At 67.6% G+C, this 25,300-nt stretch carries 22 protein-coding genes and 1 tRNA gene; 8 read left to right on the plus strand and 15 right to left on the minus strand.

Translation table 11 applies throughout. From position 1 onward, the window contains the following. Nucleotides 1–5 precede the first annotated feature (5 nt). Both ptsP and nagE read left to right on the plus strand, forming a co-directional pair. Entirely contained in the window at nt 6–2,591 is a 2,586-nt protein-coding gene (gene ptsP / locus HWX31_RS12860; RefSeq protein WP_174964409.1) for a phosphoenolpyruvate--protein phosphotransferase, read from the plus strand. A gap of 106 nt (nt 2,592–2,697) precedes the next feature. Then, nucleotides 2,698–4,455 (plus strand): N-acetylglucosamine-specific PTS transporter subunit IIBC, encoded by a 1,758-nt coding sequence (gene nagE, locus HWX31_RS12865; protein ID WP_174964408.1) that lies wholly within the window; start codon nt 2,698–2,700, stop codon nt 4,453–4,455. 169 nt (nt 4,456–4,624) lie between these two features. Here nagE and HWX31_RS12870 read toward each other — a convergent pair whose 3' ends face one another. From HWX31_RS12870 to rpoH, 6 genes are all read right to left on the minus strand, one after another. After that, nucleotides 4,625–7,108, minus strand: coding sequence for a family 20 glycosylhydrolase (locus HWX31_RS12870; protein ID WP_174964407.1), 2,484 nt, complete (start codon nt 7,106–7,108; stop codon nt 4,625–4,627). 563 nt (nt 7,109–7,671) lie between these two features. Next, a complete protein-coding gene (gene cydX, locus HWX31_RS12875) occupies nt 7,672–7,797 on the minus strand; it encodes a cytochrome bd-I oxidase subunit CydX (RefSeq protein ID WP_174964406.1) in 126 nt (41 codons plus the stop codon). Between the two features lie 62 nt (nt 7,798–7,859). Then, nucleotides 7,860–8,996 carry a cytochrome d ubiquinol oxidase subunit II gene (gene cydB / locus HWX31_RS12880; RefSeq protein WP_174964405.1) on the minus strand — a complete coding sequence of 379 codons (1,137 nt, stop codon included), beginning with the start codon at nt 8,994–8,996 and terminating at the stop codon, nt 7,860–7,862. Nucleotides 8,997–9,027: 31 nt separating this feature from the next. After that, nucleotides 9,028–10,608, minus strand: a complete 1,581-nt coding sequence (locus HWX31_RS12885; RefSeq protein ID WP_174964404.1) for a cytochrome ubiquinol oxidase subunit I — start codon at nt 10,606–10,608, stop codon at nt 9,028–9,030. Further along, a complete protein-coding gene (gene cydP / locus HWX31_RS12890) occupies nt 10,598–10,870 on the minus strand; it encodes a cytochrome oxidase putative small subunit CydP (protein WP_174964403.1) in 273 nt (90 codons plus the stop codon). Before cydP ends, HWX31_RS12885 begins: the two co-directional genes overlap by 11 nt. Nucleotides 10,871–11,173: 303 nt before the next feature. Then, nucleotides 11,174–12,109 (minus strand): RNA polymerase sigma factor RpoH, encoded by a 936-nt coding sequence (gene rpoH / locus HWX31_RS12895; RefSeq protein WP_059612869.1) that lies wholly within the window; start codon nt 12,107–12,109, stop codon nt 11,174–11,176. 361 nt (nt 12,110–12,470) lie between these two features. On the opposite strand from rpoH, the gene HWX31_RS12900 reads away from it, so the two are divergent. Then, complete coding sequence (locus HWX31_RS12900; protein ID WP_174964402.1) at nt 12,471–13,037, plus strand: acyloxyacyl hydrolase; 567 nt, start codon at nt 12,471–12,473, stop codon at nt 13,035–13,037. A gap of 45 nt (nt 13,038–13,082) precedes the next feature. Beyond that, nucleotides 13,083–13,466: a nuclear transport factor 2 family protein gene (locus HWX31_RS12905; RefSeq protein WP_010090640.1), complete on the plus strand. Its 384-nt coding sequence runs from the start codon at nt 13,083–13,085 to the stop codon at nt 13,464–13,466. Between the two features lie 152 nt (nt 13,467–13,618). Here HWX31_RS12905 and leuA read toward each other — a convergent pair whose 3' ends face one another. Both leuA and ybiB read right to left on the minus strand, forming a co-directional pair. Then, on the minus strand, nt 13,619–15,265 hold the full coding sequence (gene leuA, locus HWX31_RS12910) for a 2-isopropylmalate synthase (protein WP_174964401.1): 1,647 nt from the start codon (nt 15,263–15,265) through the stop codon (nt 13,619–13,621). A gap of 443 nt (nt 15,266–15,708) precedes the next feature. After that, nucleotides 15,709–16,692, minus strand: a complete 984-nt coding sequence (gene ybiB, locus HWX31_RS12915; RefSeq protein ID WP_174964400.1) for a DNA-binding protein YbiB — start codon at nt 16,690–16,692, stop codon at nt 15,709–15,711. A 247-nt stretch (nt 16,693–16,939) separates the two neighbouring features. On the opposite strand from ybiB, the gene maiA reads away from it, so the two are divergent. Beyond that, the gene (gene maiA / locus HWX31_RS12920; RefSeq protein ID WP_060000587.1) at nt 16,940–17,584 is read left to right on the plus strand and encodes a maleylacetoacetate isomerase; all 645 of its coding nucleotides are present in this window, start codon (nt 16,940–16,942) and stop codon (nt 17,582–17,584) included. Between the two features lie 75 nt (nt 17,585–17,659). Here the strand turns inward: maiA and ftsY are convergent, their stop codons facing one another. Further along, nucleotides 17,660–18,832: a signal recognition particle-docking protein FtsY gene (ftsY, locus tag HWX31_RS12925; RefSeq protein WP_174964399.1), complete on the minus strand. Its 1,173-nt coding sequence runs from the start codon at nt 18,830–18,832 to the stop codon at nt 17,660–17,662. 202 nt (nt 18,833–19,034) lie between these two features. Between ftsY and rsmD the strand changes: the two genes are divergently transcribed. The 3 genes from rsmD to HWX31_RS12940 all read left to right on the plus strand — a co-directional run bounded on the left by rsmD (nt 19,035) and on the right by HWX31_RS12940 (nt 20,598). Beyond that, nucleotides 19,035–19,658 carry a 16S rRNA (guanine(966)-N(2))-methyltransferase RsmD gene (rsmD, locus tag HWX31_RS12930; RefSeq protein ID WP_174964398.1) on the plus strand — a complete coding sequence of 208 codons (624 nt, stop codon included), beginning with the start codon at nt 19,035–19,037 and terminating at the stop codon, nt 19,656–19,658. Between the two features lie 110 nt (nt 19,659–19,768). After that, entirely contained in the window at nt 19,769–20,269 is a 501-nt protein-coding gene (coaD, locus tag HWX31_RS12935; protein ID WP_010090649.1) for a pantetheine-phosphate adenylyltransferase, read from the plus strand. A 59-nt stretch (nt 20,270–20,328) separates the two neighbouring features. Then, a complete protein-coding gene (locus HWX31_RS12940) occupies nt 20,329–20,598 on the plus strand; it encodes a YfhL family 4Fe-4S dicluster ferredoxin (protein ID WP_010090650.1) in 270 nt (89 codons plus the stop codon). Between the two features lie 41 nt (nt 20,599–20,639). On the opposite strand, the gene hisC is transcribed toward HWX31_RS12940, so the two are convergent. From hisC to ispE, 6 genes are all read right to left on the minus strand, one after another. Next, nucleotides 20,640–21,707 (minus strand): histidinol-phosphate transaminase, encoded by a 1,068-nt coding sequence (hisC, locus tag HWX31_RS12945; protein ID WP_174964397.1) that lies wholly within the window; start codon nt 21,705–21,707, stop codon nt 20,640–20,642. 71 nt (nt 21,708–21,778) lie between these two features. After that, nucleotides 21,779–22,381 (minus strand): aminoacyl-tRNA hydrolase, encoded by a 603-nt coding sequence (gene pth, locus HWX31_RS12950; RefSeq protein ID WP_059612853.1) that lies wholly within the window; start codon nt 22,379–22,381, stop codon nt 21,779–21,781. Nucleotides 22,382–22,492: 111 nt separating this feature from the next. Next, on the minus strand, nt 22,493–23,098 hold the full coding sequence (locus HWX31_RS12955) for a 50S ribosomal protein L25/general stress protein Ctc (protein ID WP_174964396.1): 606 nt from the start codon (nt 23,096–23,098) through the stop codon (nt 22,493–22,495). Between the two features lie 163 nt (nt 23,099–23,261). Continuing rightward, complete coding sequence (locus HWX31_RS12960) at nt 23,262–24,224, minus strand: ribose-phosphate pyrophosphokinase (RefSeq protein WP_010090655.1); 963 nt, start codon at nt 24,222–24,224, stop codon at nt 23,262–23,264. Nucleotides 24,225–24,269: 45 nt separating this feature from the next. After that, nucleotides 24,270–24,346, minus strand: a tRNA-Gln gene (locus HWX31_RS12965). A gap of 52 nt (nt 24,347–24,398) precedes the next feature. Beyond that, complete coding sequence (gene ispE, locus HWX31_RS12970; RefSeq protein WP_059612851.1) at nt 24,399–25,280, minus strand: 4-(cytidine 5'-diphospho)-2-C-methyl-D-erythritol kinase; 882 nt, start codon at nt 25,278–25,280, stop codon at nt 24,399–24,401. Nucleotides 25,281–25,300: the final 20 nt, after the last annotated feature.

The following is a 25,300-nucleotide window of genomic DNA, read 5'->3' on the forward strand; positions in this document are numbered from 1 at the left end:
CGCCGATGAGACGCGCCGAGGAGTCCCAGTTGAAGAGCCCCACCCACGATCAGATCGTTCTGCTTGCCCCGTTGACGGGGCCGATCGTTCCGCTGGCCGACGTGCCCGATCCGGTGTTCTCCGGCGGGATGTTCGGCGACGGCATCGGCATCGACCCGCTCGCCGGCAAGCTCGTCGCGCCGTGCGCCGGCATCGTGTCGCATCTCGCGCGCACCGGACACGCGGTGACGATCACGACGCCGCAGGGCGCGGAAGTGCTGCTGCACATCGGCATCGACACCGTCGAGCTGAACGGGCAGGGCTTTACCGCGCGCGTCGAGGCCGGCACGCGTGTCGAGGCGGGCGACCTGCTGATCGAGTTCGACCAGGACGCGGTCGCGCGCAGCGCGCATTCGCTCGTGTCGGTGATCGCGATCGCGAATTCCGATGCATTCGACGTGATCGACCGCGCGCACGGGTTCGCGACGGCGGGCGAGACGCCGCTCCTCACGCTGCGCGGCAAGGGCGAAGCAGCGGTGCAGGCGGCCGAGGCGGGCGCCGCGGCGATGAACGAAGCGCGCCGCACGATTCAACTGACGCAGCCGGGCGGCCTGCACGCGCGGCCGGCCGCGCGGGCGCGCGAGGCGGCACGCGGGCTCGACGCGCACGTCGACGTGCATTTCGAAGGCCGCAAGGCGCCGATCCAGAGCGTGGTCGGGCTGCTCGGCCTCGGCGCCGGCGAACAGGCGGCGATCGAGCTGGTCGGCCGTGGCGCGCAGGCGCAGCAGGCGGTCGACGCGGTCGCGCACGAGCTGCTGCGCGAGGTGCATGGCGAAGCCGAGGAGAAGCCGGCGCGCACGCTGTCGCCCGCGCCGCAGGCGGCCGTGCGCAACGTCGGGGCAGCGCCGCTCGACCCGCACACGCTCGCGGGCGTGTGCGCGGCGCCCGGCATCGCGGTCGGTACGCTGGTGCGCCTCGACGATGCGGACCTCACGCCGCCCGAGCAGGCGAGCGGCACGCCCGCATCGGAAAGCCGCCAGCTCGACCAGGCGCTGAAGGCCGTCGACGCCGAGCTCGACGTCACCGTGCGCAGCGCATCGGCGCGCGGCGCGGTCGGCGAGGCGGGGATCTTCGCGGTGCATCGCGTGCTGCTCGAAGACCCGACGCTGATCGACGCGGCGCGCGACCTGATCAGCCTCGGCAAGAGCGCGGGCTTCGCGTGGCGCGCGACGATCCGCGCGCAGATCGACACGCTGTCGAAGCTCGACGACGCGCTGCTCGCCGAGCGCGCGGCCGACCTGCGCGACATCGAGAAGCGCGTGCTGCGCGCACTCGGCCACACGAACGGCGCGGCGTGCGCGCTGCCCGACGAGGCCGTGCTCGCGGCCGAGGAATTCACGCCGTCCGACCTGTCGTCGCTCGATCGCGAACGCGTGACCGCGCTCGTGATGGCGCGCGGCGGCGCGACGTCGCACGCGGCGATCATCGCGCGCCAGCTCGGCATTCCGGCGCTCGTCGCGGTCGGCGACGCGCTGTACGCGATTCCGGACGGCACGCAGGTCGTCGTCGATGCGAGCGCGGGCCGTCTAGAACACGCGCCGACCGCGCTCGACGTCGAGCGTGCGCGGCACGAGCGCCAGCGTCTCGCCGGCGTGCGCGAAGCGAACCGCCAGACCGCGGGCGAAGCCGCCGCGACCGCCGACGGCCGCGCGATCGAGGTCGCCGCGAACATCGCGACGCTCGACGACGCGAACACGGCCGTCGACAACGGCGCGGACGCGGTCGGCCTGCTGCGCACCGAGCTGATGTTCATCCATCGCCAGTCGGCGCCGACGGCCGTCGAGCACCAGCAGAGCTACCAGTCGATCGTCGACGCGCTGCAGGGCCGCACCGCGATCATCCGCACGCTCGACGTCGGCGCGGACAAGGAAGTCGACTACCTGACGCTGCCGCCCGAGCCGAACCCGGCGCTCGGCCTGCGCGGCATTCGCCTCGCGCAGGTGCGCCCCGATCTGCTCGACGACCAGCTGCAGGGCCTGCTCGCGGTGAAGCCGTTCGGCGCGGTGCGCATCCTGCTGCCGATGGTGACCGACGCGGGCGAGCTCGTGCGGCTGAAACAGCGCATCGACGCGTTCGCGCGCGCGATGGGCCGCGCCGAGCCGATCGAGGTCGGCGTGATGATCGAGGTGCCGTCGGCGGCGTTGCTGGCCGACCAGCTCGCGCAGCATGCGGACTTCCTGTCGATCGGCACCAACGACCTCACCCAGTACACGCTCGCGATGGACCGCTGCCAGGCCGATCTGGCCGCGCAGGCGGACGGCCTGCATCCGGCCGTGCTGCGCCTGATCGACATCGCGGTGCGCGGCGCGCAGAAGCACGGCAAGTGGGTCGGCGTGTGCGGCGCGCTCGGCGGCGATCCGCTCGCGGTGCCGATCCTCGTCGGCCTCGGCGTGACCGAGCTGTCGGTCGATCCGGTGTCGGTGCCGGGCATCAAGGCGCGCGTGCGCCGCCTCGATTACCCGCTGTGCCGCCAGCGCGCGCAGGATCTGCTCGCGCTCGACTCGGCACAGGCGGTAAGGGCAGCAAGCCGCGAGATCTGGCCGCTCGACTGAGCGTCGGCGGGGACTCGCGTGCGGTTTCAGCAGCAACGCAAATTCACTACGAAAGCAATCAGGTCAACGAAGAAGGTCAACGAAGAGACAAGGATTGGAGGACTGAATGGACGGGAATCCGTTTCTGAAGATACAGAGCCTGGGAAGGGCGCTGATGCTGCCGATCGCGGTGCTGCCGGTCGCCGGCATCCTGCTGCGGCTCGGCCAGCCGGACGTGTTCAACATCAAGATGATCGCCGACGCGGGCGGCGCGATCTTCGACAACCTGCCGCTCTTGTTCGCGATCGGCGTGGCGGTCGGCTTCGCGAAGGACAACAACGGCGTCGCGGCGCTCGCGGGCGCGATCGGCTATCTGATCGAAACCGCGATCATGAAGGACATCGATCCCAAGCTGAACATGGGCGTGCTGTCCGGGATCATCGCGGGCGTCGCGGCCGGCCTGCTGTACAACCGCTACAAGGACATCAAGCTGCCCGACTACCTCGCGTTCTTCGGCGGCAAGCGCTTCGTGCCGATCATCACCGGGCTGGTATGCGTGGTGCTCGGCATCGTGTTCGGCTACGTGTGGCAGCCGGTCCAGCACGCGATCGACGCGGCCGGCCAGTGGCTGACCACCGCGGGCGCGATCGGCGCGTTCGTGTTCGGCTTCCTGAACCGGCTGCTGCTCGTCACGGGCCTGCACCACATCATCAACTCGCTCGCGTGGTTCGTGTTCGGCAACTTCACGCCGCCGGCCGGCGGCGAGCTCGTGCACGGCGACCTGCACCGCTTCTTCGCGGGCGACCCGAGCGCGGGCACCTTCATGGCCGGCTTCTTCCCGATCATGATGTTCGGCCTGCCGGCCGCGTGCCTCGCGATGCTGCACGAGGCGCCGAAGGAGCGCCGCGCGGTGGTCGGCGGCCTGCTGTTCTCGATGGCGCTCACGTCGTTCCTGACCGGCGTGACCGAGCCGATCGAATTCAGCTTCATGTTCCTCGCGCCGGTGCTGTACGTGATCCACGCGGTGCTCACGGGGCTGTCGCTCGCGATCTGCCAGATTCTCGGCGTGAAGCTCGGCTTCACGTTCTCGGCGGGCGGGATCGACTACGTGCTGAACTACGGGCTGTCGACGAAGGGCTGGGTCGCGATTCCGCTCGGCATCGCGTACGGCGTCGCGTACTACGGGCTGTTCCGCTTCTTCATCCGCAAGTTCGACATGGCGACGCCGGGCCGCGAGCCGGCGACGGCCGAAGGTGCGGCCGAGTCGTACCAGTCGGGCGGCTACGTCGCGCCGGCCGCGAGCGCCGCGGCGCCGCGCGCGCAGCGCTACGTCGCCGCGCTCGGCGGCGCGGGCAACCTGACGGTCGTCGACGCGTGCACGACGCGCCTGCGGCTGACCGTCGCCGATCCGGACAAGGTGTCGGAGCCGGACCTGAAGGCGATCGGTGCGCGCGGCGTGCTCAAGCGCGGCGGCAACAGCGTGCAGGTGATCATCGGGCCCGAGGCGGACATCATCGCCGACGAAATGCGCGCGGCGATCGGCGGCGGTGCGACGGCGAGCGCATCGACCGGCGCCGCCGTGGCACCGGCCGCGCCGGCAGACGGCGCGGCGGGGCCGCTCGATCCCGATCCGGCGCGCTGGCTCGCGGTGTTCGGCGGCGCGACCAACGTCGCGTCGCTCGACGCGGTGGCGACCACGCGGCTGCGCGTCGCGGTGGTCGATCCGTCGGCGGTCGATCGCGAGCGGCTCGCGTCGCTTGACGTCGCGTGGGTCGGGGCCGATACGTTCCACATCGTCTGCGGTGCGTCGGCTTCGCGCTACGCGCAGCTGCTGGCGGCGCGCCTGCCTTCGGCGGGCGGGAGCGCGGCGGCCCAGCCCGCGTAGTGTGACCGGCGACCGGCGCCGGCGTGAATCCCGGTGACGGGTTCGCGCCGGCCGGGAAGCAAAAAACGGCTTGCGATGATCGCAAGCCGTTTTTGTTTGGGGCGGGTTGGGTGCGATTGCGGGCGTCAGCGTACCGGGGGCGCACGCGAAGCGCGCCCCCGGCCGCCGCTCACTCGTTCGTCAGCGTGAACGTCGGCTTCCGGTAGGCGATCCCCGCGCGTTCGAGCTTCGGCAGTTCGCGCTGCCGGAGCAGCGTCGCGAAGCCCGCCCAGTCGCGCTGCAGCGCGGCCGTGTCGACGTGATGCGTGTCGCCGAGCTTGTAGCGCACGCCCGCCGCGTACGGCAGCTCCCAGTCGGCCTTGTGCCATGCGCGCTCGGCGAGCGCGAGCAGCCGCGGATACACCATGTATTCGAGCAGCCGGTCGTTGCGCATCACTTCACCCCACGCTTGCCCCTGGATCCCTTCGAGGCGCGGCGCGGGTCCGGCGCTCGTCACCTCGAACGGATTGCCGTCGCGGTCGCCCATCACCTCGGCGTTCTGCGGCAGGTTCTCCGGCGCGAGCGAGAACACCTTGTACTCGTCGGTCGCATGCGAGCCCCAGTAATAGCCGCGCTCGCGCGGATTGAGCGTGTACGGGAAGTCGAAATACAGGTAGTCGGGCAGCGCGAGCACCGTCTGGTATCCCTTCGCGCTCAGGTCGCGCGCACTGTCCGACGCGCCCCAGAAGATCGTGTCCCACAGCGACACCATCACGTTGCGCGTGCTGAAGTCCTGCGGACCGTTCGCGTGCTTGATGCCGTCCTGCCACGCGGCCATCGTGCCGATCCCGTTCGCGTTCACGACCGCGCTGACCTGCTTCGCGAAGCGGGTCGGCAGCTCGTCGATCGACTTCACTTCGCCGCGTTGCAGCAGCGCGGTGCACGCCGGCGAGCGCGCCCACGGCTTGTCCTGCGCGGCGAGATCGACGCGGCCCTTGCCCGGATCGGCGCCGTTGAGCGGCTGGAAGCCCGCGCCGAGCAGGATGTTCTTCGCCTCGTCGCCGCCGTAGTGCCAGGTGCGCAGCGGCACTTGCGCGTCCGCGTGCATCGACGCGATTTCGCGGATCACCTTCGACGCGAAGTTGAGCGCGCCCGGCACGCACGGGTTCAGGTCGCTGCGCCGGTCGTAGAACTGCACCGTCAGCAGGTTCGACGTGTCCTGCGGATCGAGCAGCCGGTACGCGTTCGCGTCCTGCTCGCGGCCCGCCGCGTGCAGGCGGCGATAGCGCGCCTCCATCGACACGACGGCCGCGCGCGAGTGCGCGGGCATGTCGATCTCGGGAATCACCTCGACGAAGCGGTCGGCCGCATAGCGCAGCAGCGCCACGTAATCGGCGCGCGTCAGGTAGCCGCCGCCCGACTGATCGTTGGGCCCCGAGCCGAGCTGCGGCAGCAGGCAGCGCGTTTCGGACGGATCGTGGCAGCGGCGAGCGCCGACGTCGGTCAGCTCCGGCAGGCCGGGAATCTCGATGCGCCAGCCCTCGTCGTCGGACAGGTGCAGGTGCAGCCGGTTGAGCTTGTACGCACTCATCTGGTCGATCAGGCGGCGCAGCGTCGCCGGATGCTTGAAGTTGCGCGCGAGGTCGACGTGCATGCCGCGATGGACGAAGCGCGGCGCGTCCTCGACGAGCATCGCGGGAAGCGTGCCGCCGCCGGCCGGCGCGAGCGAGAACAGGGTCTGCACGCCGTAGTAGAGGCCGGCGCGATCGTAGGCCTCGATGAACGCGCCGCGCGGCCCGATCGCGAGCCGGTAGCCGCCGGGCGTCGCGATATCGGCCGGCAGCCGGCGCGGTGCGACGACGCCCCACACCGGCACGCGTGCGCCGTCGAGCCCGAGCGTGCCCGCGCGCTCGCGCAACGCCGCCACTTGCGCGGACGGGAGCTCCGGCAGCGCCAGGTCGACGCCGCGCAGCTCGAGCGTGCCGCCCAGCACGCGCTGCCGCTTCACGCTCGGCAGCGCGCGGCCGGCGTCCGGCCGCGCGGCGACGGGCGGCGCGTTGCCGGGGGAATTGTTCTGCGCGTCGGCGGGCAGCGATTCGACGTAGCGCAGCTCGTCGTCGGTGTCGTTGTAGCGCAGCACCGCGGGCGGTGCGCCGTCGACCACCACGTAGGGCCGCGGAATCACGTCGCTGTAGCGGCGCAGCCAGTATTCGGCGACGACCGGCAGCTCGATGCGCTCGCCCGGCGCGAGCCGGAGCGAACCCGGCTGCGGCGTCAGTTCGTACAGGTCGCCCGTCAGGCGGCGCAGCGCGAAGCCCGGCCGGTCGACCCGCAGCAGGCGGCGGATGCTGTGCAGGTAGAGCCGCCAGCCGCCGTCGGCGATCGGCTGGTGGCCGCGGTTCTGCAGGATCAGGCGGCCCGTCGCGCAGCTCGCCCAGTCCGCGCCGAGATCGGCGCAGGGCACGCCGGCCGACGCCGCGTGATTGTTGTCGACGGCGACGCGCAACGCGAGGCCGTTCGACAGCAGCATCGCGAGCCCGGCGGGCGTCGGCGGGGCGGCGTTCGCGCTCGCGCCGGGGGCCGCGCGCGCGGGCGCCTGCGCGGGCGACGCGGCCGGCGACAGCGCCGCCGCGATCAGCACGCCGGCGCACAGGGAATGCAGGATTCGATTCATGGGGATTCCTCAAAAAAAGTTCGGCGATACGACGCCGTGGGATTACGTCGCTGCGATCGGGTCTTTCAAGGAGGCTGCGGGGAAGGCTGGGGGCCGCACGCGAGCGAGGGGGCACGAGGAAGTGCACAAGGCGTGCATAAGGCGCGCATAAGGCGCGCGGTGCCGAGCGCTACGGATCAGGTTCGCGGCACGCGCGCCGGCCGTGCGCGTTCATGAGCGGCGCATGTCGATGGGCGCGGCGGCGCGGCCGGTCCCCGGACGCTCACGGTTCGGCGTGGCGCCGCGGGAGCCCAAGCGGTGATCTTTCATGTCTCCTCCACCCAAGTGGACGCGGCCTGTGGACGGCCGCGTGAAAGATCATATGAAACCTTTGAATGGTATTCAAGTGGTATTAATTTGGTTCCAGAATGGCATTGAATTTTGAGATGAGGGCGATGCGAGGCGGCGGGCCGCAGGCGAAAAAAAACCTCGCACATGGCGAGGTTGGCTGCAGCGGCACGGCGATCCGTCCGGCGCGCCCGGCGCATGTCGTCCGGGCGTGCGCGGCGGCCGCCGCCGCGGCGTCAGGTCCGGTCGGCTTTCGCGCCGGCCTGCGCGAAGCGCTTCGGCTGCGCTTCGAGCCACATCGCGTTGACGATGCCGAACGCGAGCGCGACGCCGATACCGAGAATCCAGCTGAAGTACCACATGATCCGACTCCTTGCGAAACGTGGGGCGGGGGCGCGTGCGCGCCCCGCCGGGTTCAATACATTCAATACATCGAGTGCTTGTTTTCCTCGAGCGCCTCGCGCGTGACCTTGCCGCGCATCACGCGGTAGACCCAGCCCGTGTAGAGCAGGACGAGCGGCAGGAACACGATCACGGCGAACAGCATCACCTGCAGCGTCATGTGGCTCGACGTCGAGTCCCATACGGTCAGGCTGCTCTTCGGGTCGAGCGACGACGGCATGATGAACGGGAACATCGAGAAGCCCGCGGTCAGGATCACGCCGACGATCATCAGGCCCGTGCAGAAGAACGCGGTCTTCTCGAGGCGCGAGCCCGCGAGCAGCAGCGCGAGCACGCCGCCGGCGATGCCGACGACCGGCGCCGCGACCATCCACGGATACTCGCCGTAGTTCGCGAGCCACAGGCCCGAGCCTGCGGCGACGTCCTTCAGCAGCGGGTTAGCGACCGTATCGGTCGGCGCCGCGTGCGTGATGTGATAGCCGCCGACATACGACGCGATCAGCACGCCCGCGAGCACGAACAGCACGACGGCGAGGAACGCCGACACGCGCAGCGCGACCGACGCGCGGCGCGCGATCACGCCGTCCGTCTTCATCTTGATGAACGCGGCGCCGTGCGCGACCAGCATCGTCAGGCTGACGAGGCCGCAGAGCAGCGCGAACGGGTTCAGGAGCGCCCAGAAGCTGCCGTGGTAGCTGACGCGCAGGTCGGTGTCGAACTGGAACGGCACGCCCTGCAGCAGGTTGCCGAACGCGACGCCGAACACCAGCGCCGGCACGAAGCCGCCGGCGAACAGGCCCCAGTCCCAGCCCGCGCGCCAGCGCGGGTCCGGCCGCTTGCTGCGGTAGTCGAAGCCGACCGGCCGGAAGAACAGCGCGAACAGCACGAGCAGCATCGCGAAGTAGAAGCCGGAGAACGATGCCGCATAGACGAGCGGCCAAGCGGCGAACATCGCGCCGCCGGCGGTGATGAGCCACACCTGGTTGCCTTCCCAGGTCGCGCCGACCGTGTTGACGATGATGCGGCGCTCCTCGTCGGTCTTGCCGAGGAACGGCAGCAGCGCGGTCGCGCCCATGTCGAAGCCGTCGGTGACGGCGAAGCCGATCAGCAGCACGCCGACGAGCAGCCACCAGATCAGCTTGAGAGTTGCGTAGTCCATAGCGATTCCTTGTTCGGTATCTGGGCCGGGCTCAGGCCGGGGCGCGCTCGCTGGCGGCCGCCAGCTCGTGGTGGTAGCGGCCGGTATGCAGCGAAGACGGGCCGAGGCGCGCGTACTTGAACATCAGCGTGATCTCGATGATGAAGAGCGCCGTGTAGAACAGGATGAAGCCGGCCAGGCTCAGGTACAGGTCGGTCGGCGTCAGGCTCGACGCGGACAGGTGCGTCGGCAGGATGCCCGCGATCGTCCACGGCTGGCGGCCCAGTTCGGCGACGATCCAGCCGAATTCGATCGCGATCCACGGCAGCGGGATCGCCCACACCGCATAGCGCAGGAACCAGCGGCGGTTGTCCTGCAGCAGCTCGCGGCGCGCGCAGAACCAGAACGCGGCGACGAACGTCGCAAGGAACAGGAAGCCGAGGAACACCATGATCCGGAACGAGAAGAACACCGGCGCGACAGGCGGGATGGTCTTCTTCGCGGCGGCCTTGATCTGCTCCGGCGTCGCGTCGATGACCTTCGGCGTGAACTGCTTGAGCATCAGCCCGTAGCCGAGATATTCCTTGTGCTTGTCGAACTGCTCGCGGGTCGCGGCGCTGGTGTCGCCTTCCTTGATCTTCTGCAGCGCGCCGTAAGCGATCATCCCGCTCTGGATGTGCTCTTCGCTGCGCTTGGCGAGCTCACGCAGGCCGATCACCGGCTCGTCGATCGAGCGCGTCGCGATCAGGCCGAGCGCATACGGGATCTTGATCGCGTAGTCGGTGCGTTCTTCCTGCTGGTTCGGCAGCCCGATCAGCGTGAACGCCGCCGGCGCCGGTGCGGTCTCCCATTCGGATTCGATCGCGGCGAGCTTCATCTTCTGCACTTCGCCGGTCGTATAGCCGGATTCGTCGCCGAGCACGATCACGCAGAGCGTCGACGCGAGGCCGAAGCCGGCCGCGACCGCGAACGAGCGCAGCGCGAAATCGGTGTCGCGCTTCTTCAGCAGATACCACGACGACACGCCGAGCACGAACATCGCCGCCGACACGTAGCCGGCCGACACGGTGTGCACGAACTTCACCTGCGCGACCGGGTTGAACACCACGTCGAACAGGTTCGTCATTTCCATGCGCATCGTCTGGTAGTTGAACTCGGCGCCGACCGGGTTGTTCATCCAGCCGTTCGCGACGAGGATCCACAGCGCGGACAGGTTCGAGCCGAGCGCGACGAGGAACGTGACCATCAGGTGCTTGACCTTCGACAGGCGGTTCCAGCCGAAGAAGAACAGGCCGACGAACGTCGATTCGAGGAAGAACGCCATCAGGCCTTCGACCGCGAGCGGCACGCCGAAGATGTCGCCGACGTAGTGCGAGTAGTACGACCAGTTCGTGCCGAACTGGAATTCGAGCGTGATGCCGGTCGTCACGCCCATTGCGAAATTGATGCCGAACAGCTTGCCCCAGAACTGGGTCATGTCCTTGTAGACCTGCTTGCCGGTCATCACGTAGACGGCTTCCATGACGACGAGCAGCCAGGACAGGCCGAGGGTCAGCGGTACGAACAGGAAGTGGTAGAGCGCTGTGATGCCGAACTGCAGACGCGACAGATCGACGACTTCGCTACTTATCATGGTGGTCTCCCTCGGTAGAGGCGGGGGCCGGCACCGAGAGCAGCTTCTCGGCGACGGCGGCAGGCGGCAACGACATGTGCTTGGCCTGCGGGTGATTGAAGAATGCGTATTTGAGCGCCATCAGCAGTGCCAGCTTGACGAGCAGCACGATGGTGATGTCGCGGGCAAGCGTCGGGCCGCGGGCCCACGCGGCGAGGCGACCGCGCCAGCCGGTCGCGCCGGTCGCGGGCGCGGGCTTTTTATCGATCGAGATCAAGGCCATTATCCTGAATCGGTTTTAAGCAGGTATTGGGGCGACTCTACGTCGGATTGATGACGGCCGTTAAGCAGTTTTTAATCCTGTTGCGCCTGACGCATCAATTTTAAGAGGACACTCGCGACGTGCCGAGTGCCGCGCTGCGGCGGACCGTCGCGAAGGGATGGTCGAAACTTGAGCTAGATCAAGCATCGGCGGAACAGCCGGCGTTTGGGTGAATACCCGATTGAATTGGTCAATTTATGGGCGAAAAAAAACCGCTGCCGGGCGGGCAGCGGTTTTCTATCAAGCGTTTTAATTCAGCGGGCGTTACGCGTAGGCGGCGAGTGCCGTGCGCATTTTTTTCATCGCGCTCGCTTCGATCTGGCGAATGCGCTCCGCCGACACGCCGAACTCGGCGGCGAGATCGTGCAGCGTCGAGCCGCCCGAGCCGTCGTCGTCGACGTGCAGCCAGCGCGCCTCGATGATGCGGCGGCTGCGCGCGTCGAGCGCGTCGAGCGCCTGCGCGATGCCGTCCGTCTGCAGCATGTCGCGCTGACGCGCGGCGAGCACGGCGGTCGGCTCGTTGTGCGAATCGGCGAGGTACGCGATCGGCGCGTAGCTTTCCTCGCCGTCCTCGACCTGCCCTTCGAGCGCGATGTCGCCGCCCGACAGGCGGGTTTCCATCTCGGTGACTTCCTCGCGCTTGACGTTGAGCTCCTGCGCGAGGCCGTCGATTTCCTCGGGCGTCATCGCCTGCATGCCCTTTTTGTGGCTGCGCAGGTTGAAGAACAGCTTGCGCTGCGCCTTCGTCGTCGCGACCTTCACCATGCGCCAGTTGCGCAGGATGTATTCGTGGATCTCGGCCTTGATCCAGTGGATCGCATAGGACACGAGGCGCACGTTCTGCGCCGGATCGAAGCGCTTCACGGCCTTCATCAGGCCGATGTTGCCTTCCTGGATCAGGTCGCCGTGCGGCAGGCCGTAGCCGAGGTAGTTGCGCGCGATCGACACGACGAGCCGCAGGTGCGACAGCACGAGGCGGCGCGCCGCGTCGAGGTTGCTCTGCTCGCGGAACTCGGTGGCGTACTGGCGCTCTTCCTCGGCCGTCAGCAGCGGAATACGATTGACTGCCTGGATATAGGCGTCGATATTGCCCAGCTGGCCCGGCAACATCGAATGGGTTGCGAGCGCCAGCGAGCCTGCCGATTCGGCCTTAGCAGACGCCGGGCTCAGGGTGTTCGGAAGGGTCAGTGCGTTGCTCACTTAAGAAAACTCCTTTGGAATCAGGGATGAACCCCGGTCTCGGATGATTCCGCGGTCAATCTTAGCACTCCCGCAAACTGAGTGCTAATTCCTTAGAGGGGGTGCGGGCTTTGGAGTTCCCATTTTTCTATCGATTTGACGATGTCGATAGTGTTAGGCGTGACAGCTCGAACGCCCGCAAGTTCCGTAACCTGTTGTTTTTCATGAGAATCAGTAGACGATTCCGATTTTTGTAGTTTCGGCAGCAAACCATTTCGTTTCGTGATGCCGATCCGAAAAGTCCTTTACCATACCATTCTGTTCGCTCGAGCTCAGTCGCCTGGCGGCTGGCTCCGTTCAACCCACAAAGTTGGAGTGTCAGATGAACAATAAGAACGGTCGGCGGCGGAGCCGGCTTGCGTTGCATGCGGTCCTGGCGGCGTCGCTGCTGGGCGGTTCAGGGGCAGCGCTGGCGGATCGCTGGGGGATTCAGGCGGGCGGCGGGTTTTCCGATCGCCACAGCATCGACAAGGGTAACCTCGGCGTGGTCTGGGACCCGGGCTGGACCTGGTGGGAAATCGGCGGCTGGCACTTCGCGTTCGTGATGGAGGGCAACGTCAGCTACTGGCATACGAACGGCAACGTCCACACGAGCCTCTGGGAGTTCGGCGCGACGCCGATGCTCCGCTTCATCAAGAGCGCGGGCGCGGTCCGCCCGTACGTCGAAGCCGGCGCCGGCATCCGCCTGCTGTCTCATCCGACGATTTCGCACGATCTGTCGATGTCGACCGCGTTCCAGTTCGCCGACGTGGCGGGCGTCGGCGTGCAGTTCGGGCAGCGGCAACAGTACCAGGTCGGCTACCGCTTTCAACATGTGTCTAACGCGGGTATCAAAGAGCCGAATCCTGGTATAAATTTCCACCAGTTCTATCTGCAGTACAACTTCTGATCCGCACGCCCGCGCACGGCGTGCGCGTTGCCGAGGAGTCAGGCGATGGCGAAGGTGGTCGATGCGATCCGCGCGCTCGAGCGCGATCGGTTCCGGGCGATGGTGGATGCCGACGGCGAAGTGCTCGACGCGCTGCTGTCGGACAAGGTGTTCTACGTGCACACCAACGGCAAACGGGAAACCAAGCAGCAGTTCATCGACGCCATCGCCGCCGGCCGCCGCCGCTATCGCCAGATCGAAATCCAGTCGCAGGACGTGCTGCCCGTGGGCGACGATACCTGCCTCGTCACCGGGCGCGCGCTGATCGAGATGGAAACGAACAACGGCGGCCTCGTGTTTCCGATTGCGTACACCGCCGTACAGACGCAGGAGCAGGGGCGCTGGCGCCTGCTCGCGTGGCAGGCGACGCGGTGCGCGACCGAGACATGAACGCGCGTCGCGCTCCTTTTCGTGTCCCGTCCGAAGCGTCCTTCTGGGCCGCTTCCTGCCGGCCCGCGCAGCGCGGATCGCACGCTGCGCGGGCGGTCTCGCACCGCTCGCTGGCCTACTTCAAACCCTGATTCAAACCGCGATTCAAACCCTTATGCCGCCGCACGGCGGTCGGCGCAGTGCCACGCCGAGCGGTTGATCGCGCTGACGACCGCGTCGAGCGCGGCGCTCGCCGCATCGGCGTGCACGCCGACGCCGTGCCGCGGCGGCGCGTCGCCGACCCGGCAGCCGACCGATACCGCGATTCGTCCGTCGACCGTGCGCGCGTGTTCGCACGACGCGACGTCGATCGTGACGCCGGCCGCGGCCGCGAAGGCTGCCGTCGCGCGCCGCGCCGCCTCCTCGGGCGTTGCGCCGGCCGCGCTGGCGCCCGCGACGTCGCGGTTCCGCCAGCGTGCGCTGCCGCCGCTGCGCGCGGCCGGGCCCTCGGTGTCGAAGAATTCGCGTGCGAACAGCGCGCAGATTGCGTCACCCGTCACTTCCTCGCCGGATGCGTCGGCGAGCGTCTGCACCGCGTGGCTGAACTCGATCTGCACGCGGCGCGGCGGCGTGAAGCCCATTCCGCGTTCGAGCAGGAACGTCGCGCCGCCCTTGCCGGACTGGCTGTTCACGCGAATCACCGCATCGTAGCTGCGGCCGAGATCGGCCGGATCGATCGGCAGGTACGGCACCTCCCAGATCGCGTCGGGCTGCTGCTGCGCGAAGCCCTTGCGGATCGCATCCTGGTGCGAGCCGGAGAATGCGGTGAACACGAGGTCGCCCGCATACGGGTGGCGCGGATGCACGGGAATCTGGTTGCAGCGCTCGACGACGCGGCGCACCGCGTCGATGTCGGAGAAGTCGAGGCCCGGATCGATGCCCTGCGTGTAGAGGTTCAGCGCGAGCGTGACGAGATCGACGTTGCCGGTGCGCTCGCCGTTGCCGAACAGGCAGCCTTCGATGCGGTCGGCGCCCGCGAGCAGCGCGAGCTCGGCGGCGGCGACGGCGGTGCCGCGGTCGTTGTGCGGATGCACGGACAGCACGATGCTGTCGCGATAGCCGAGGTTGCGGTCCATCCATTCGATCTGGTCCGCGAACACGTTCGGCGTCGCGGCTTCGACGGTCGCAGGCAGGTTGACGATCATCTTGTGGTCGCGGGTCGGCCTCCAGGTCTGCGCGACTGCGTCGCACACTTCGCGCGCGAACGACAGCTCGGTCATGCTGAAGGTTTCCGGCGAATACTGGAACGTCCAGTGCGTGTCCGGGCGCGCCGCCGCGTATGCCTTGATGAGCCGCGTGCCGTCGACCGCGAGCGCCTTCACGTCGTCCTTCGACATCCCGAACACGATGCGGCGGAACGACGGGCAGATCGCGTTGTACAGGTGCACGATCGCGCGCGGCGTGCCTTCGAGCGCGTCGAACGTGCGGGCGATCAGGTCTTCGCGCGATTGCACGAGCACTTCGATCGTCACGTCGTCGGGAATGCGCTTCTCGTCGATCAGCCTGCGCACGAAATCGAAGTCGGTTTGCGACGCCGACGGAAAACCGACTTCGATCTCCTTGAAGCCGATCGCGACGAGCATCTCGAAGAATTCGAGCTTCTGCTCGATGCTCATCGGCTCGATCAGCGACTGGTTGCCGTCGCGCAGATCGGTGCTCATCCAGACCGGCGCGCGCTCGATCGTGCGGGTCGGCCACTTGCGGCCGTTGATGCGGACGGGTTCGAACGGTCGGTACTTTTCTTGCGGGTTGCGCTTCATCTTCGGGACCTCGGGTCTCAAGTCGCGAGCGAAGACGGGCGGCATGAGCGTCGGTTGACGCTGCCTCGCACCGTGGCGCCGGAACGCGCTGCGGATGCGGATGATCTTCGCGAATCGGCCGACGGATAGACGGACGAAAGCTGACGACTTCGGTTGTAAAAACTGCGAGAGGGGTACTGCGAGGAACTGCTGGGAGGGACCGTGCGGACAGCACACGGCGCTACGACAGCCTTAGGCTAGTCGTAGCGATAGCGGCCGCGCTAGGCTGCCGGAGGTAATTCGGAGGGTGTTCGGAAAGGAACGCATGAGGGCAACTCTATGCGAAGTCGCCTGCGCCTGTCAAATGGGCCGTTCCACGGCGCGTTACGGAACGGGCGGATTCGCGGCCGGCGGTGGCGCCACGCGCCCGGCACGAAGGCACGCGCCGAGGCGCAGGCACGGACTTACGCGCCGATGCGCGCGATCTGCACGATCGTGTCAACCTGCCGGGCGACCGTCTCCGGCACCGGCATCTCGCCGCGCAGCACGGCGTCCGTCCAGGCCGCGGTCGTGGCCGCGTCGCGCGATTCCGGCAGCGCGACGGGCGGCGCGTCGGCCGACGAGCGCTCCGCTTCGATCAGCGTGTCGCAGATGCCGTCATGCAGCCAGTCGACCTGCACCTGGCGCCGCGTGTCGGCGACCGCCTCGCCTTCGGTGCCGCGCGCGAGCAGCGCACCGCCCAGCGCCGCGTCCGGATGGTCGCGGAACAACTGCGCGAGACTGTCGCGGTACGGCGGATGCGTGTAGTTGACGAGCCGCAGGCCGGCGGGCGCGAACGGCTGCAGGATCTTCACGAGCGTATGCGTCGAGTTGCGCACGCCGAGCACGCCGCGCATCGCCAGCAGGCGCGCGAGCTGCGGCGCGAGCGTGTCGATCGGCGCGAACGCGACGCGGCGCTCGGCGAGCATGTCCTCGATTCCGTCGTGCGACGCCGACGGCGCGATCGACAGCGCATCGAAGATCTCGGCGCTCGTCACGCGGCCCGGGTCGTGCGTGACGCCGTGCACGAGCACCGGCACGCCTTCGCGCGCGAGCAGGAGCGCGAGCAGCGGCACGAGGTTCGGCTGCTTGCGCGCGCCGTTGTAGCTCGGGATCGACACCGGGCGGAACGCGCCGTCGCGCACGTGCACGGGCTCGAACGACGCGTGCGCGGCGGCCAGCATCGCGGCCAGCTCGTCGGCGGTCTCGCCCTTCAGTCGATACGCGATCAGGATCGCGCCGAGTTCGAGGTCCGACACGCGCGCGTCGAGCATCGCCCGATACAGCTCGAAGGTGTCTTCGGCGGACAGCGCGCGCGCGCCATGCGGACCGCGCCCGATTTCCTTGATGAAGCGGGCGCTGGGGAACGGCTCGGCGGGGCGGGCGGCGGGATCGAGGGAAGCGGTCATCGAAGCGGGGTGGGGCGGCCGGCGTCGGGGCCGCGCATCTGAGGTGAGGAACCTTCCCAGTATCGCATGTGCGCGGATCCGGCAAGCGCGCGGGGGCGCCGCGCCGCGCGCTACACTGATGCATCCGGCGACGCGTGCGTGTCGGCCTCGGCCCCCGGCGGCCGGCCCGACGCGTGCTGCCCATGCCGCGCACGCCGGCTTCCGGCCTGCGCGTTCACCGGCCGATCATGACAACGAGAGACATCCGATGAAGCTTTACAGCTATTTCCGCAGTTCCGCGTCGTATCGCGTGCGGATCGCGCTGCACCTGAAGCAGCTGCCGTTCGACTACGTGCCGGTGCACCTGCTGCGCGACGGCGGCCAGCAATTGAAGGACGAATATCGTGCGCTGAGCCCGGATTCGCTGGTGCCGACGCTCGTCGACGGCGACGCGGCGCTGCAGCAGTCGCTCGCGATCGTCGAGTACCTGGACGAGACTCACCCCGAGCCGCCGCTGCTGCCGAAAGCGCCGCTCGACCGCGCGTACGTGCGGTCGATCGCGCTGCAGATCGCATGCGAGATCCACCCGCTCAACAACCTGCGCGTGCTGAAGTACCTGAAGCACATGCTCCAGGTGCCGGAAGAGGCGAAGAACGACTGGTACCGCCACTGGATCGAGGCGGGGTTCGCGACGCTGGAAGCGCGCCTCGCGAACGATCCGCGCACCGGCAGGCTGTGCTTCGGCGACACGCCGACGCTCGCCGACATCTGCGTCGTGCCGCAGGTGTTCAACGCGAACCGCTTCGCGATCGACACGTCGCGCTTCCCGACGATCCAGCGGATCTACGACTATGCAATGACACTCGATGCGTTCAAGGCAGCCGCGCCCGGCGCGCAGCCCGACGCCGAGTGAGGCCGGGTAAGCGCGAGCAGACCGCATGAAAAAGGGCGCCCGCGGGCGCCCTGTGTGCGGCAGGATGCGCGGCGCTCAGCCGAGCAGCGCGTCCGCGAATTCCACTGCGCTGAACGGCTGCAGGTCCTCGACCTTCTCGCCGATGCCGATGAAGTAGACGGGCACCGGGCGCTGCCGCGCGATCGCGGCGAGGATGCCGCCCTTCGCGGTGCCGTCGAGCTTCGTGACGATGAGGCCGGTCAGGCCGAGCGCGTCGTCGAACGCCTTCACCTGCGTGAGCGCGTTCTGGCCCGTGTTCGCGTCGATCACGAGCAGCACTTCGTGCGGCGCGCCGTCGTGCGCCTTCGAGATCACGCGCTTCACCTTCTTCAGCTCTTCCATCAGGTGCAGCTGCGTCGGCAGGCGGCCGGCGGTGTCGGCCATCATCACGTCGATGTTGCGCGCGCGCGCGGCGCTGACCGCATCGAAGATCACCGCGGCCGGATCGCCGCTTTCCTGCTGCACGACCGTCACGTTGTTGCGCTCGCCCCAGATCGTCAACTGTTCGCGGGCGGCCGCGCGGAACGTGTCGCCCGCGGCCAGCAGCACCGACTGGTCGAAGCTCTGCAGGTGCTTCGCGAGCTTGCCGATGCTGGTCGTCTTGCCGGCGCCGTTGACGCCCGCGATCATCATCACGAGCGGCTGCGCGCGGCCGAGCATCAGTGATTTCTCGAGCGGCTTCAGCAGGTCGACGAGCAGGTCGTGCAGCGCGGCCTTGACCTGCTGCGGATCGGTGAGCCGGCCCGTGCGCACTTTCTCGCGCAGCGCGTCGAGCAGGTATTCGGTCGCGTCGACACCCGCGTCGGACATCAGCAGCGCGGTCTCGAGTTCCTCGTACAGGTCCTCGTCGATCTTCGTGCTGACGAACACGCCGGTGATGCTCGAACTGGTCTTCGCGAGCCCGGACTTCAGGCGCGCGAGCCACGATTTCTTCGCATTGGGCTCCACGGCGGGCGGCGGGACGATCTCGACCGTCTCGACGACCTCGCCGCGGCCGCCGTCGGCCGGGGTGACCGTCATCACGACGGCGGGCGCGGCCGGTTGCGGCGCCGCGCCGCCGGTCGGGGGCGCGGATTCGCGCGGGGCCGGCACCGGCTGCGGCGCGGGTGCATCGACGGACTGCGCGTCCGCCTGCGGCTCGGCGGCCGACGGCGCTTCCGCGGGCGTCGGCTCCTGCGTTTTCTTGAATCGTTTGAAGAAACTGAACATGGTCTGGCGTCGGGAAGAGGGCGGTCCGTCGCCGCGGAAGGCGTGGACTGCGTGCGGGCTGCCGCGCGCGACAGCCGAAACCTCGCATTTTATCAGGCGCAGCGCGGCGCTCGCGCCAGCGCGCGACGCCGCTGTGGTAACGTGCGCCTGTTTGGCGGCGCGCCCCGTTCGCGCCCGGTCCTCCGTTCGATATTCCTCCCGCATGTCCCGTTCATCCCGTTCATCCTCCGGCCGCCCCGCGGCCCCCACCAGCCGCGGCAAGCCGCACACGATCCGCATCATCGGCGGCGACTGGAAACGCACGCCGCTCGCGGTGCTGGATCTCGACGGCCTGCGCCCGACGCCCGACCGCGTCCGCGAGACGCTGTTCAACTGGCTCGGCCAGGACCTCGACGGGCAGCGCTGCCTCGACCTGTTCGCCGGCACCGGCGCGCTCGGCTTCGAGGCCGCATCGCGCGGCGCGGCGAGCGTCGTGATGGTCGAGCGCCATCCGCGCGCGGCACAGCAGCTGCGCGCGATCCGGGACAAGCTCGGCGCGCGCACGGTCGAGGTCGCGGAGGCCGATGCGCTGCGGCTCGCAGCCGGCCTCGCGCCGGGCGCGTTCGACGTCGTGTTCCTCGATCCGCCGTTCGGCGACGCAGCCGTGCTCGCGCGCGCGATCGCGCTCACCGCACCGCTGGTTGCGCCGGGCGGCGCGCTGTACGTCGAGACGGGCGCGGAACTCGATCCGGCCGAGCACGACGCACTCGCCGGCTGGGAGATCGTGAAGCATGGCAAGGCCGGCGCGGTCCACTATCATTTGCTGCGACGCGAAAATGATGAATAATGCGCGTTCCAAAACGAGGCGACGTGCAACAGGCGACGTTTGCCCAGCTCGGCAGTGGCGTGCGCGTCGCACGGCTGCACCCCCATTTGCGTGATGACAGGAGGAGCGACATGGTAGTCGCCGTGTATCCGGGTACGTTCGATCCGCTGACGCGTGGCCACGAAGATCTCGTGCGGCGCGCGTCGAGCATTTTTGATACGCTGGTCGTCGGCGTCGCCGACAGCCGCGCGAAAAAGCCGTTCTTCTCGCTGGAGGAACGTCTGGAGATTGCGAACGAGGTGCTCGGCCATTACCCGAACGTGAAGGTGATGGGCTTCACCGGCCTGCTGAAGGATTTCGTCCGCACCAACAACGCGCGGGTGATCGTGCGCGGCCTGCGCGCGGTGTCCGATTTCGAATACGAGTTCCAGATGGCGGGGATGAACCGCTATCTGCTGCCGGACGTCGAGACGATGTTCATGACGCCGTCCGACCAGTACCAGTTCATTTCTGGGACGATCGTGCGCGAAATCGCCCAGTTGGGCGGAGATGTCAGCAAGTTCGTGTTCCCGTCGGTCGAGAAGTGGTTGACGGAAAAAGTGGCCGCAATGGGCCAGGGTCCGGCCGCGTGATGCGGCGCCGGCCGATTTCTCCCCGAAGCCGGCCGCCGGCCTGAGCAAGTGAGATCAGTATGGCTTTGATGATTACCGACGAGTGCATCAATTGCGACGTGTGCGAGCCTGAGTGCCCGAACGGCGCGATTTCGATGGGCCCGGAAATCTACGTGATCGACCCCGGCAAGTGCACCGAGTGCGTCGGCCATTTCGACGAGCCGCAGTGCCAGCAGGTGTGTCCGGTCGAATGCATCCCGCGCGATCCGCAGCATGCGGAAACGCACGCGCAGTTGATGGAGAAGTACCACGCGTTGATCGCCGCGAAGGGCGACGACGCGCAGCAGTGACGCAATGAAGGGCCGGGCGGCGCGTGCCGCCCGCGCCGTTTTCAGCCCAGCAGGTCGCGCAGCGCCGCGATGAGCGCGTCGCACTCGGCATCGGTGCCGACGGTGATGCGCAGATGCTGGTCGATCCGCGGCAGCTTGAAGTGCCGCACGAAAATCTCCCGCTCCTTGAGCCGTGTCGCCAGCGTGGCCGCGTCGTGCGCCGGATGGCGCGCGAACACGAAATTCGCGGCCGACGGCACGACGTCGAATCCCAGTGCTTCCAGCGCCTGCGTGAGCCGCGTGCGGCTGTCGATCACGCGCCGGCACGTCGCGTCGAAGTATGCGTCGTCCTCATAGGCGGCGCGCGCCGCGACCTGCGCGAGGCGGTCGAGCGGGTACGAGTTGAAGCTGTCCTTCACACGGTTGAGCGCGTCGATCAGGCCGGCATCACCGAATGCGAAGCCGACCCGCATCCCCGCGAGCGAGCGGGCCTTCGACGTCGTATGGACGACCAGCAGGTTCGGATAGCGGTCGATCAGCGAGATTGCCGACTGCGCGCCGAAATCCACATACGCCTCGTCGATGACGACCGCCGACGACGGATTCGCGGCGGCGATCCGCTCGATGTCCGCGAGCGGCAGCGCGCGGCCCGTCGGCGCGTTCGGGTTCGGAAACAGCACGCAGCCCGTGTCGTCGAGGTAGTCGTCGACGCGGATCGAGAAATCGTCGGCGAGCGGCAGCGCCGTGTAGGGCACGCCGTACAGCCGCGCATAGGTCGGATAGAAGCTGTACGTGATGTCGGGGAAGCGCAGCGGCCGCTCGTGCTTGAGCAGCGCCTGGAACGTGTGCGCGAGCACTTCGTCGGAGCCGTTGCCGACGAACACCTGGTCCGGCGCGATGCGGTGATGGGCGGCGACCGTCTCGCGCAGCCGGCGCGCGAGCGGATCGGGGTAGCGGCGCAGCGTGTCGCCGGTCTCGCCGAGCTCGTGCGTGATCGCCGCGACGACGCGCGGCGACGGCGGATAGGGATTCTCGTTGGTGTTCAGCTTGACCGGATGCGCGAGCGCGGGCTGTTCGCCCGGCACGTAGGGCACGAGTTGCTGAACGACTTCGCTCCAGTAACGGCTCACCGCACGACTCCTGACGGGTAAAACGACGAGATTACCTCATGCGCGGCATGCGGTGCGTGCGGCGGCTGCGCTCAGCCGTTGCGATGCAGCAGCATCGTCGCGCGGTCGAGCTCGCCCTTGACGACCATCGGCATCACGGCGAGCGCGCGTTCGATCGATGCGTCGATCACGTCCTGCTCCTCGCGGCGCGGCGGCTTCAGCACGAAATTCGCGACGTCCGGCTTCGCGCCGGCGCGCGCGCTTTCGGGGATCAGGTCGCGCGGATGGCCGATGCCGATCCGCAGTCGCCAGTATTGCTGCGTCGACAGGTGCGCGGAAATGTCCTTGAGGCCGTTGTGGCCGCCGCTGCCGCCGCCGCGCTTCAGCTTGACGGTGCCGGGCGGCAGGTCGAGCTCGTCGTGCGCGACGAGGATCTGGTCGGGCAGGATCTTGAAGAATTGCGCGAGCGCGACGACCGACTGGCCGGAGCGGTTCATGTACGTCTGCGGCTCGAGCAGATGTACTTCCTCGCCGTGCAGGCGGGCCTTCGCGTAGAAGCCGTGGAAGCGGCGCTCGTCGCGCAGCGTGGCGCCCGCTTCGCGGGCCAGCTGGTCGATCAGCCAGAAGCCGGCGTTGTGGCGCGTCGCGGTGTATTCCGCCCCGGGATTGCCGAGGCCGACGATCAGTTTGATCATGACGTTTCGATGGCGGCGGCGAGCCGCCTGGGCGCAAAAAAAGAAAAACCCGCCGGGGGCAAGCCGCGGCGGGTTGCGTCGACCGTTTCGGAAAACGGATCGAAAGGGCGCTTAGGCAGCCGGCGTTTCGCCTTCGGCCGCGTCCGACACGGCGCCAGCCGGCAGTGCTGCCGACGCGACGACCGGGTTTTCAGCGTCGACGTGGGCGGTCAGTGCGACGCCCTTCGGCAGCGTGATGTCCTTCGCGTGCAGCGACTGGCCCGCTTCGATCTTCGACAGGTCGATTTCGAGGAATTCCGGCAGGTCGGCCGGCAGGCACTCGATTTCGATTTCCGTCGCGACGTGCGAGATGATCGCGCTCGACAGCTTCACGGCCGGGCTGACTTCAGCGTTCAGGAAGTGCAGCGGCGCCTTCGTGTGCAGCTTCTTCTTCGCGTCGACGCGCTGGAAGTCCACGTGCAGCACGAGTTGCTTGAACGGGTGGTACTGAACGTCACGCAGCAGGACTTGCTGCGATGCGCCGGCCACTTCGAGGTCGAGGATCGACGAGTGGAAGGCTTCCTTCTTCAGCGCGTGCCACAGGGCGTTGTGATCGAGTTCGATCATTTGCGGGGCGGCTTCGCCACCGTAGACGATACCCGTGGTCTTACCAGCGTTGCGCAGGCGGCGGCTCGCACCCGTACCTTGCTGTTGGCGCTCGAAAGCGACGACTTTCATGTGATTCTCCATGTGCTGCCCGCGACCAGGCAGTAAGACGGGCCGTCAAGACGGCGGCCCCTGATGAAACGGCCGGGGTTTCGTACGTCCCGGCCGATTGTGCAAAAAGCGAAGCGTTGCCGCTTCGCTTTTCGCGCATGCTTTTTGCTTGTCGGTATCCCGATCAGGATTCCGCGAACAGCGACATCACCGAATCGCCGCGGCGGATCCGCGAGAACGTCTCGGCCAGGAGGCTCGCGCTCGTCAGCGAGCGGATCTTCGAGCAGGCCAGCGATTCCGCGGACAGCGGGATCGTGTCGGTGACGACCAGTTCGTCGAGCGCCGACGCGGCGATGCGCTCGGCGGCGCCACCCGACAGCACCGGGTGCGTCGCATAGGCGAACACCTGCTTCGCGCCGCGATCCTTCAGCACTTGCGCGGCCTTGCAGAGCGTGCCGGCGGTATCGACCATGTCGTCCATGATCACGCAGGTGCGGCCTTCGACTTCACCGATGATGTTCATCACTTCGGCGACGTTCGCTTTCGGGCGACGCTTGTCGATGATCGCGAGATCGCAGTTGAGCTGCTTCGCGAGCGCACGGGCACGGACCACGCCGCCGACGTCCGGCGACACGACGAGCAGATCCGAGTAATTCTGCTTGCGCAGGTCACCCAGCAGGATCGGCGTCGCGTAGATGTTGTCGACCGGAATGTCGAAGAAGCCCTGAATCTGGTCGGCGTGCAGATCCATCGTGATGATCCGCTCGACGCCGGCGATTTCCAGCATGTTCGCGACGATCTTCGCCGAGATTGCGACGCGCGCCGAACGCGGGCGGCGATCCTGGCGGGCGTAGCCGAAGTAGGGGATGGCTGCGGTGATCCGGCCGGCGGATGCGCGCTTGAGCGCATCGACCATGATCATCAGTTCCATCAGGTTGTCGTTGGTCGGCGCGCACGTGGATTGCAGGACGAAGACGTCCTTGCCGCGCACGTTTTCCTGGATCTCGACCTGGATCTCGCCGTCGGAGAAACGGCTGACCATTGCCTTGCCGAGGGGAATACCAAGAATATTGACGACTTCCTGAGCAAGCGCGGGATTCGCGTTACCAGTAAAGACCATCAGGCCGTCATGGCTGTGGCTGCTCATCGTGCACCTGCTTCGGGCTTTTGGCGGGAAATGCGGGAAAATTTTTGGCAGGGGAGGAAGGACTCGAACCCTCGCATGCCGGAATCAAAATCCGGTGCCTTGACCAACTTGGCGACTCCCCTACACTCAACTGATAACTCCGCCGGACTGTAGGTCATCCGACAAAGTAAAACTTCATGACGCGAAAGCGAAGAGCGGATGCTCGTTCAGGCTTTCGGCAACTGCGCCGTTCCATCCGGCGGGCAGTTTGGCTTTCACCGCTTCTGCCTCGTGCTTGCTGCGAAACACTGCAAACACGCTTGCTCCGGAGCCGGTCATCCTCGCGGGGGTCACATCATACAACCATTTGACCACCTGCGCAACTTCCGCGTACTTACTTGTCACAACTTGCTGCATATCATTCCGACCGAAACTATCTGGCCATCCTGCGTCGCTGCTTTGTCGTGCAAGAAAGTCTGTAATTGTGACTGGCTTTGAATCTCTTGTCAACAACTCATCTGAAAAAATTTCAGCGGTCGGGACATGAACGCTTGGCGTCACAACCAGGAACCAGCGAGTCGGCAATTGTACCTCAGCTAATTCTTCTCCGATACCCTCTGCGAACGCATTTTTTCCAAAAATAAAAAACGGCACGTCCGCACCGAGTTTTACCGCGAGCGATTGCAATTCCGCGCGCGGCAGATTCAGCTGCCACAGACGGTTCAGCGCGAGCAGCGTGGTTGCCGCGTCGGAGCTGCCGCCGCCGAGGCCCGCGCCCATCGGCAGGCGTTTGTCGATCTCGATGTCGACGCCGGCCGTCGCGCCCGTGTGCGCCTTCAGCAGGTTGGCGGCGCGCACGACGAGATCGCTTTCCTCGGGCACGCCCGGCACGTCGGTCGCGCGCGCAACCTTGCCGTCGTCGCGCAGCGTGAAGTGCAGCGTGTCGCCCCAGTTCAACAGCTGGAACACGCTCTGCAGGTCGTGATAACCGTTCGGGCGGCGGCCGGTGATGTGCAGGAACAGGTTGAGTTTCGCGGGCGCAAGGCAATTGCGCAGCGAGCGGGTCGAGTCGGTCATGCTGGTGTCGTGTCAGGCTA

The sequence above is a fragment of the Burkholderia ubonensis genome (genome assembly GCF_902833085.1).
In the GTDB taxonomy this organism is placed as follows: domain Bacteria; phylum Pseudomonadota; class Gammaproteobacteria; order Burkholderiales; family Burkholderiaceae; genus Burkholderia; species Burkholderia ubonensis.

Bases quoted from the DNA above. Each gene is read 5' to 3' on its own strand.
- ptsP (WP_174964409.1), top strand. From the start codon at position 6: ATGAGACGCGCCGAGGAGTCCCAGTTGAAGAGCCCCACCCACGATCAG.
- nagE (WP_174964408.1), top strand. From the start codon at position 2,698: ATGGACGGGAATCCGTTTCTGAAGATACAGAGCCTGGGAAGGGCGCTG.
- HWX31_RS12870 (WP_174964407.1), bottom strand. From the start codon at position 7,108: ATGAATCGAATCCTGCATTCCCTGTGCGCCGGCGTGCTGATCGCGGCG.
- cydX (WP_174964406.1), bottom strand. From the start codon at position 7,797: ATGTGGTACTTCAGCTGGATTCTCGGTATCGGCGTCGCGCTCGCGTTC.
- cydB (WP_174964405.1), bottom strand. From the start codon at position 8,996: ATGGACTACGCAACTCTCAAGCTGATCTGGTGGCTGCTCGTCGGCGTG.
- HWX31_RS12885 (WP_174964404.1), bottom strand. From the start codon at position 10,608: ATGATAAGTAGCGAAGTCGTCGATCTGTCGCGTCTGCAGTTCGGCATC.
- cydP (WP_174964403.1), bottom strand. From the start codon at position 10,870: ATGGCCTTGATCTCGATCGATAAAAAGCCCGCGCCCGCGACCGGCGCG.
- HWX31_RS12900 (WP_174964402.1), top strand. From the start codon at position 12,471: ATGAACAATAAGAACGGTCGGCGGCGGAGCCGGCTTGCGTTGCATGCG.
- HWX31_RS12905 (WP_010090640.1), top strand. From the start codon at position 13,083: ATGGCGAAGGTGGTCGATGCGATCCGCGCGCTCGAGCGCGATCGGTTC.
- leuA (WP_174964401.1), bottom strand. From the start codon at position 15,265: ATGAAGCGCAACCCGCAAGAAAAGTACCGACCGTTCGAACCCGTCCGC.
- ybiB (WP_174964400.1), bottom strand. From the start codon at position 16,692: ATGACCGCTTCCCTCGATCCCGCCGCCCGCCCCGCCGAGCCGTTCCCC.
- maiA (WP_060000587.1), top strand. From the start codon at position 16,940: ATGAAGCTTTACAGCTATTTCCGCAGTTCCGCGTCGTATCGCGTGCGG.
- ftsY (WP_174964399.1), bottom strand. From the start codon at position 18,832: ATGTTCAGTTTCTTCAAACGATTCAAGAAAACGCAGGAGCCGACGCCC.
- rsmD (WP_174964398.1), top strand. From the start codon at position 19,035: ATGTCCCGTTCATCCCGTTCATCCTCCGGCCGCCCCGCGGCCCCCACC.
- coaD (WP_010090649.1), top strand. From the start codon at position 19,769: ATGGTAGTCGCCGTGTATCCGGGTACGTTCGATCCGCTGACGCGTGGC.
- HWX31_RS12940 (WP_010090650.1), top strand. From the start codon at position 20,329: ATGGCTTTGATGATTACCGACGAGTGCATCAATTGCGACGTGTGCGAG.
- pth (WP_059612853.1), bottom strand. From the start codon at position 22,381: ATGATCAAACTGATCGTCGGCCTCGGCAATCCCGGGGCGGAATACACC.
- HWX31_RS12955 (WP_174964396.1), bottom strand. From the start codon at position 23,098: ATGAAAGTCGTCGCTTTCGAGCGCCAACAGCAAGGTACGGGTGCGAGC.
- HWX31_RS12960 (WP_010090655.1), bottom strand. From the start codon at position 24,224: ATGAGCAGCCACAGCCATGACGGCCTGATGGTCTTTACTGGTAACGCG.
- ispE (WP_059612851.1), bottom strand. From the start codon at position 25,280: ATGACCGACTCGACCCGCTCGCTGCGCAATTGCCTTGCGCCCGCGAAA.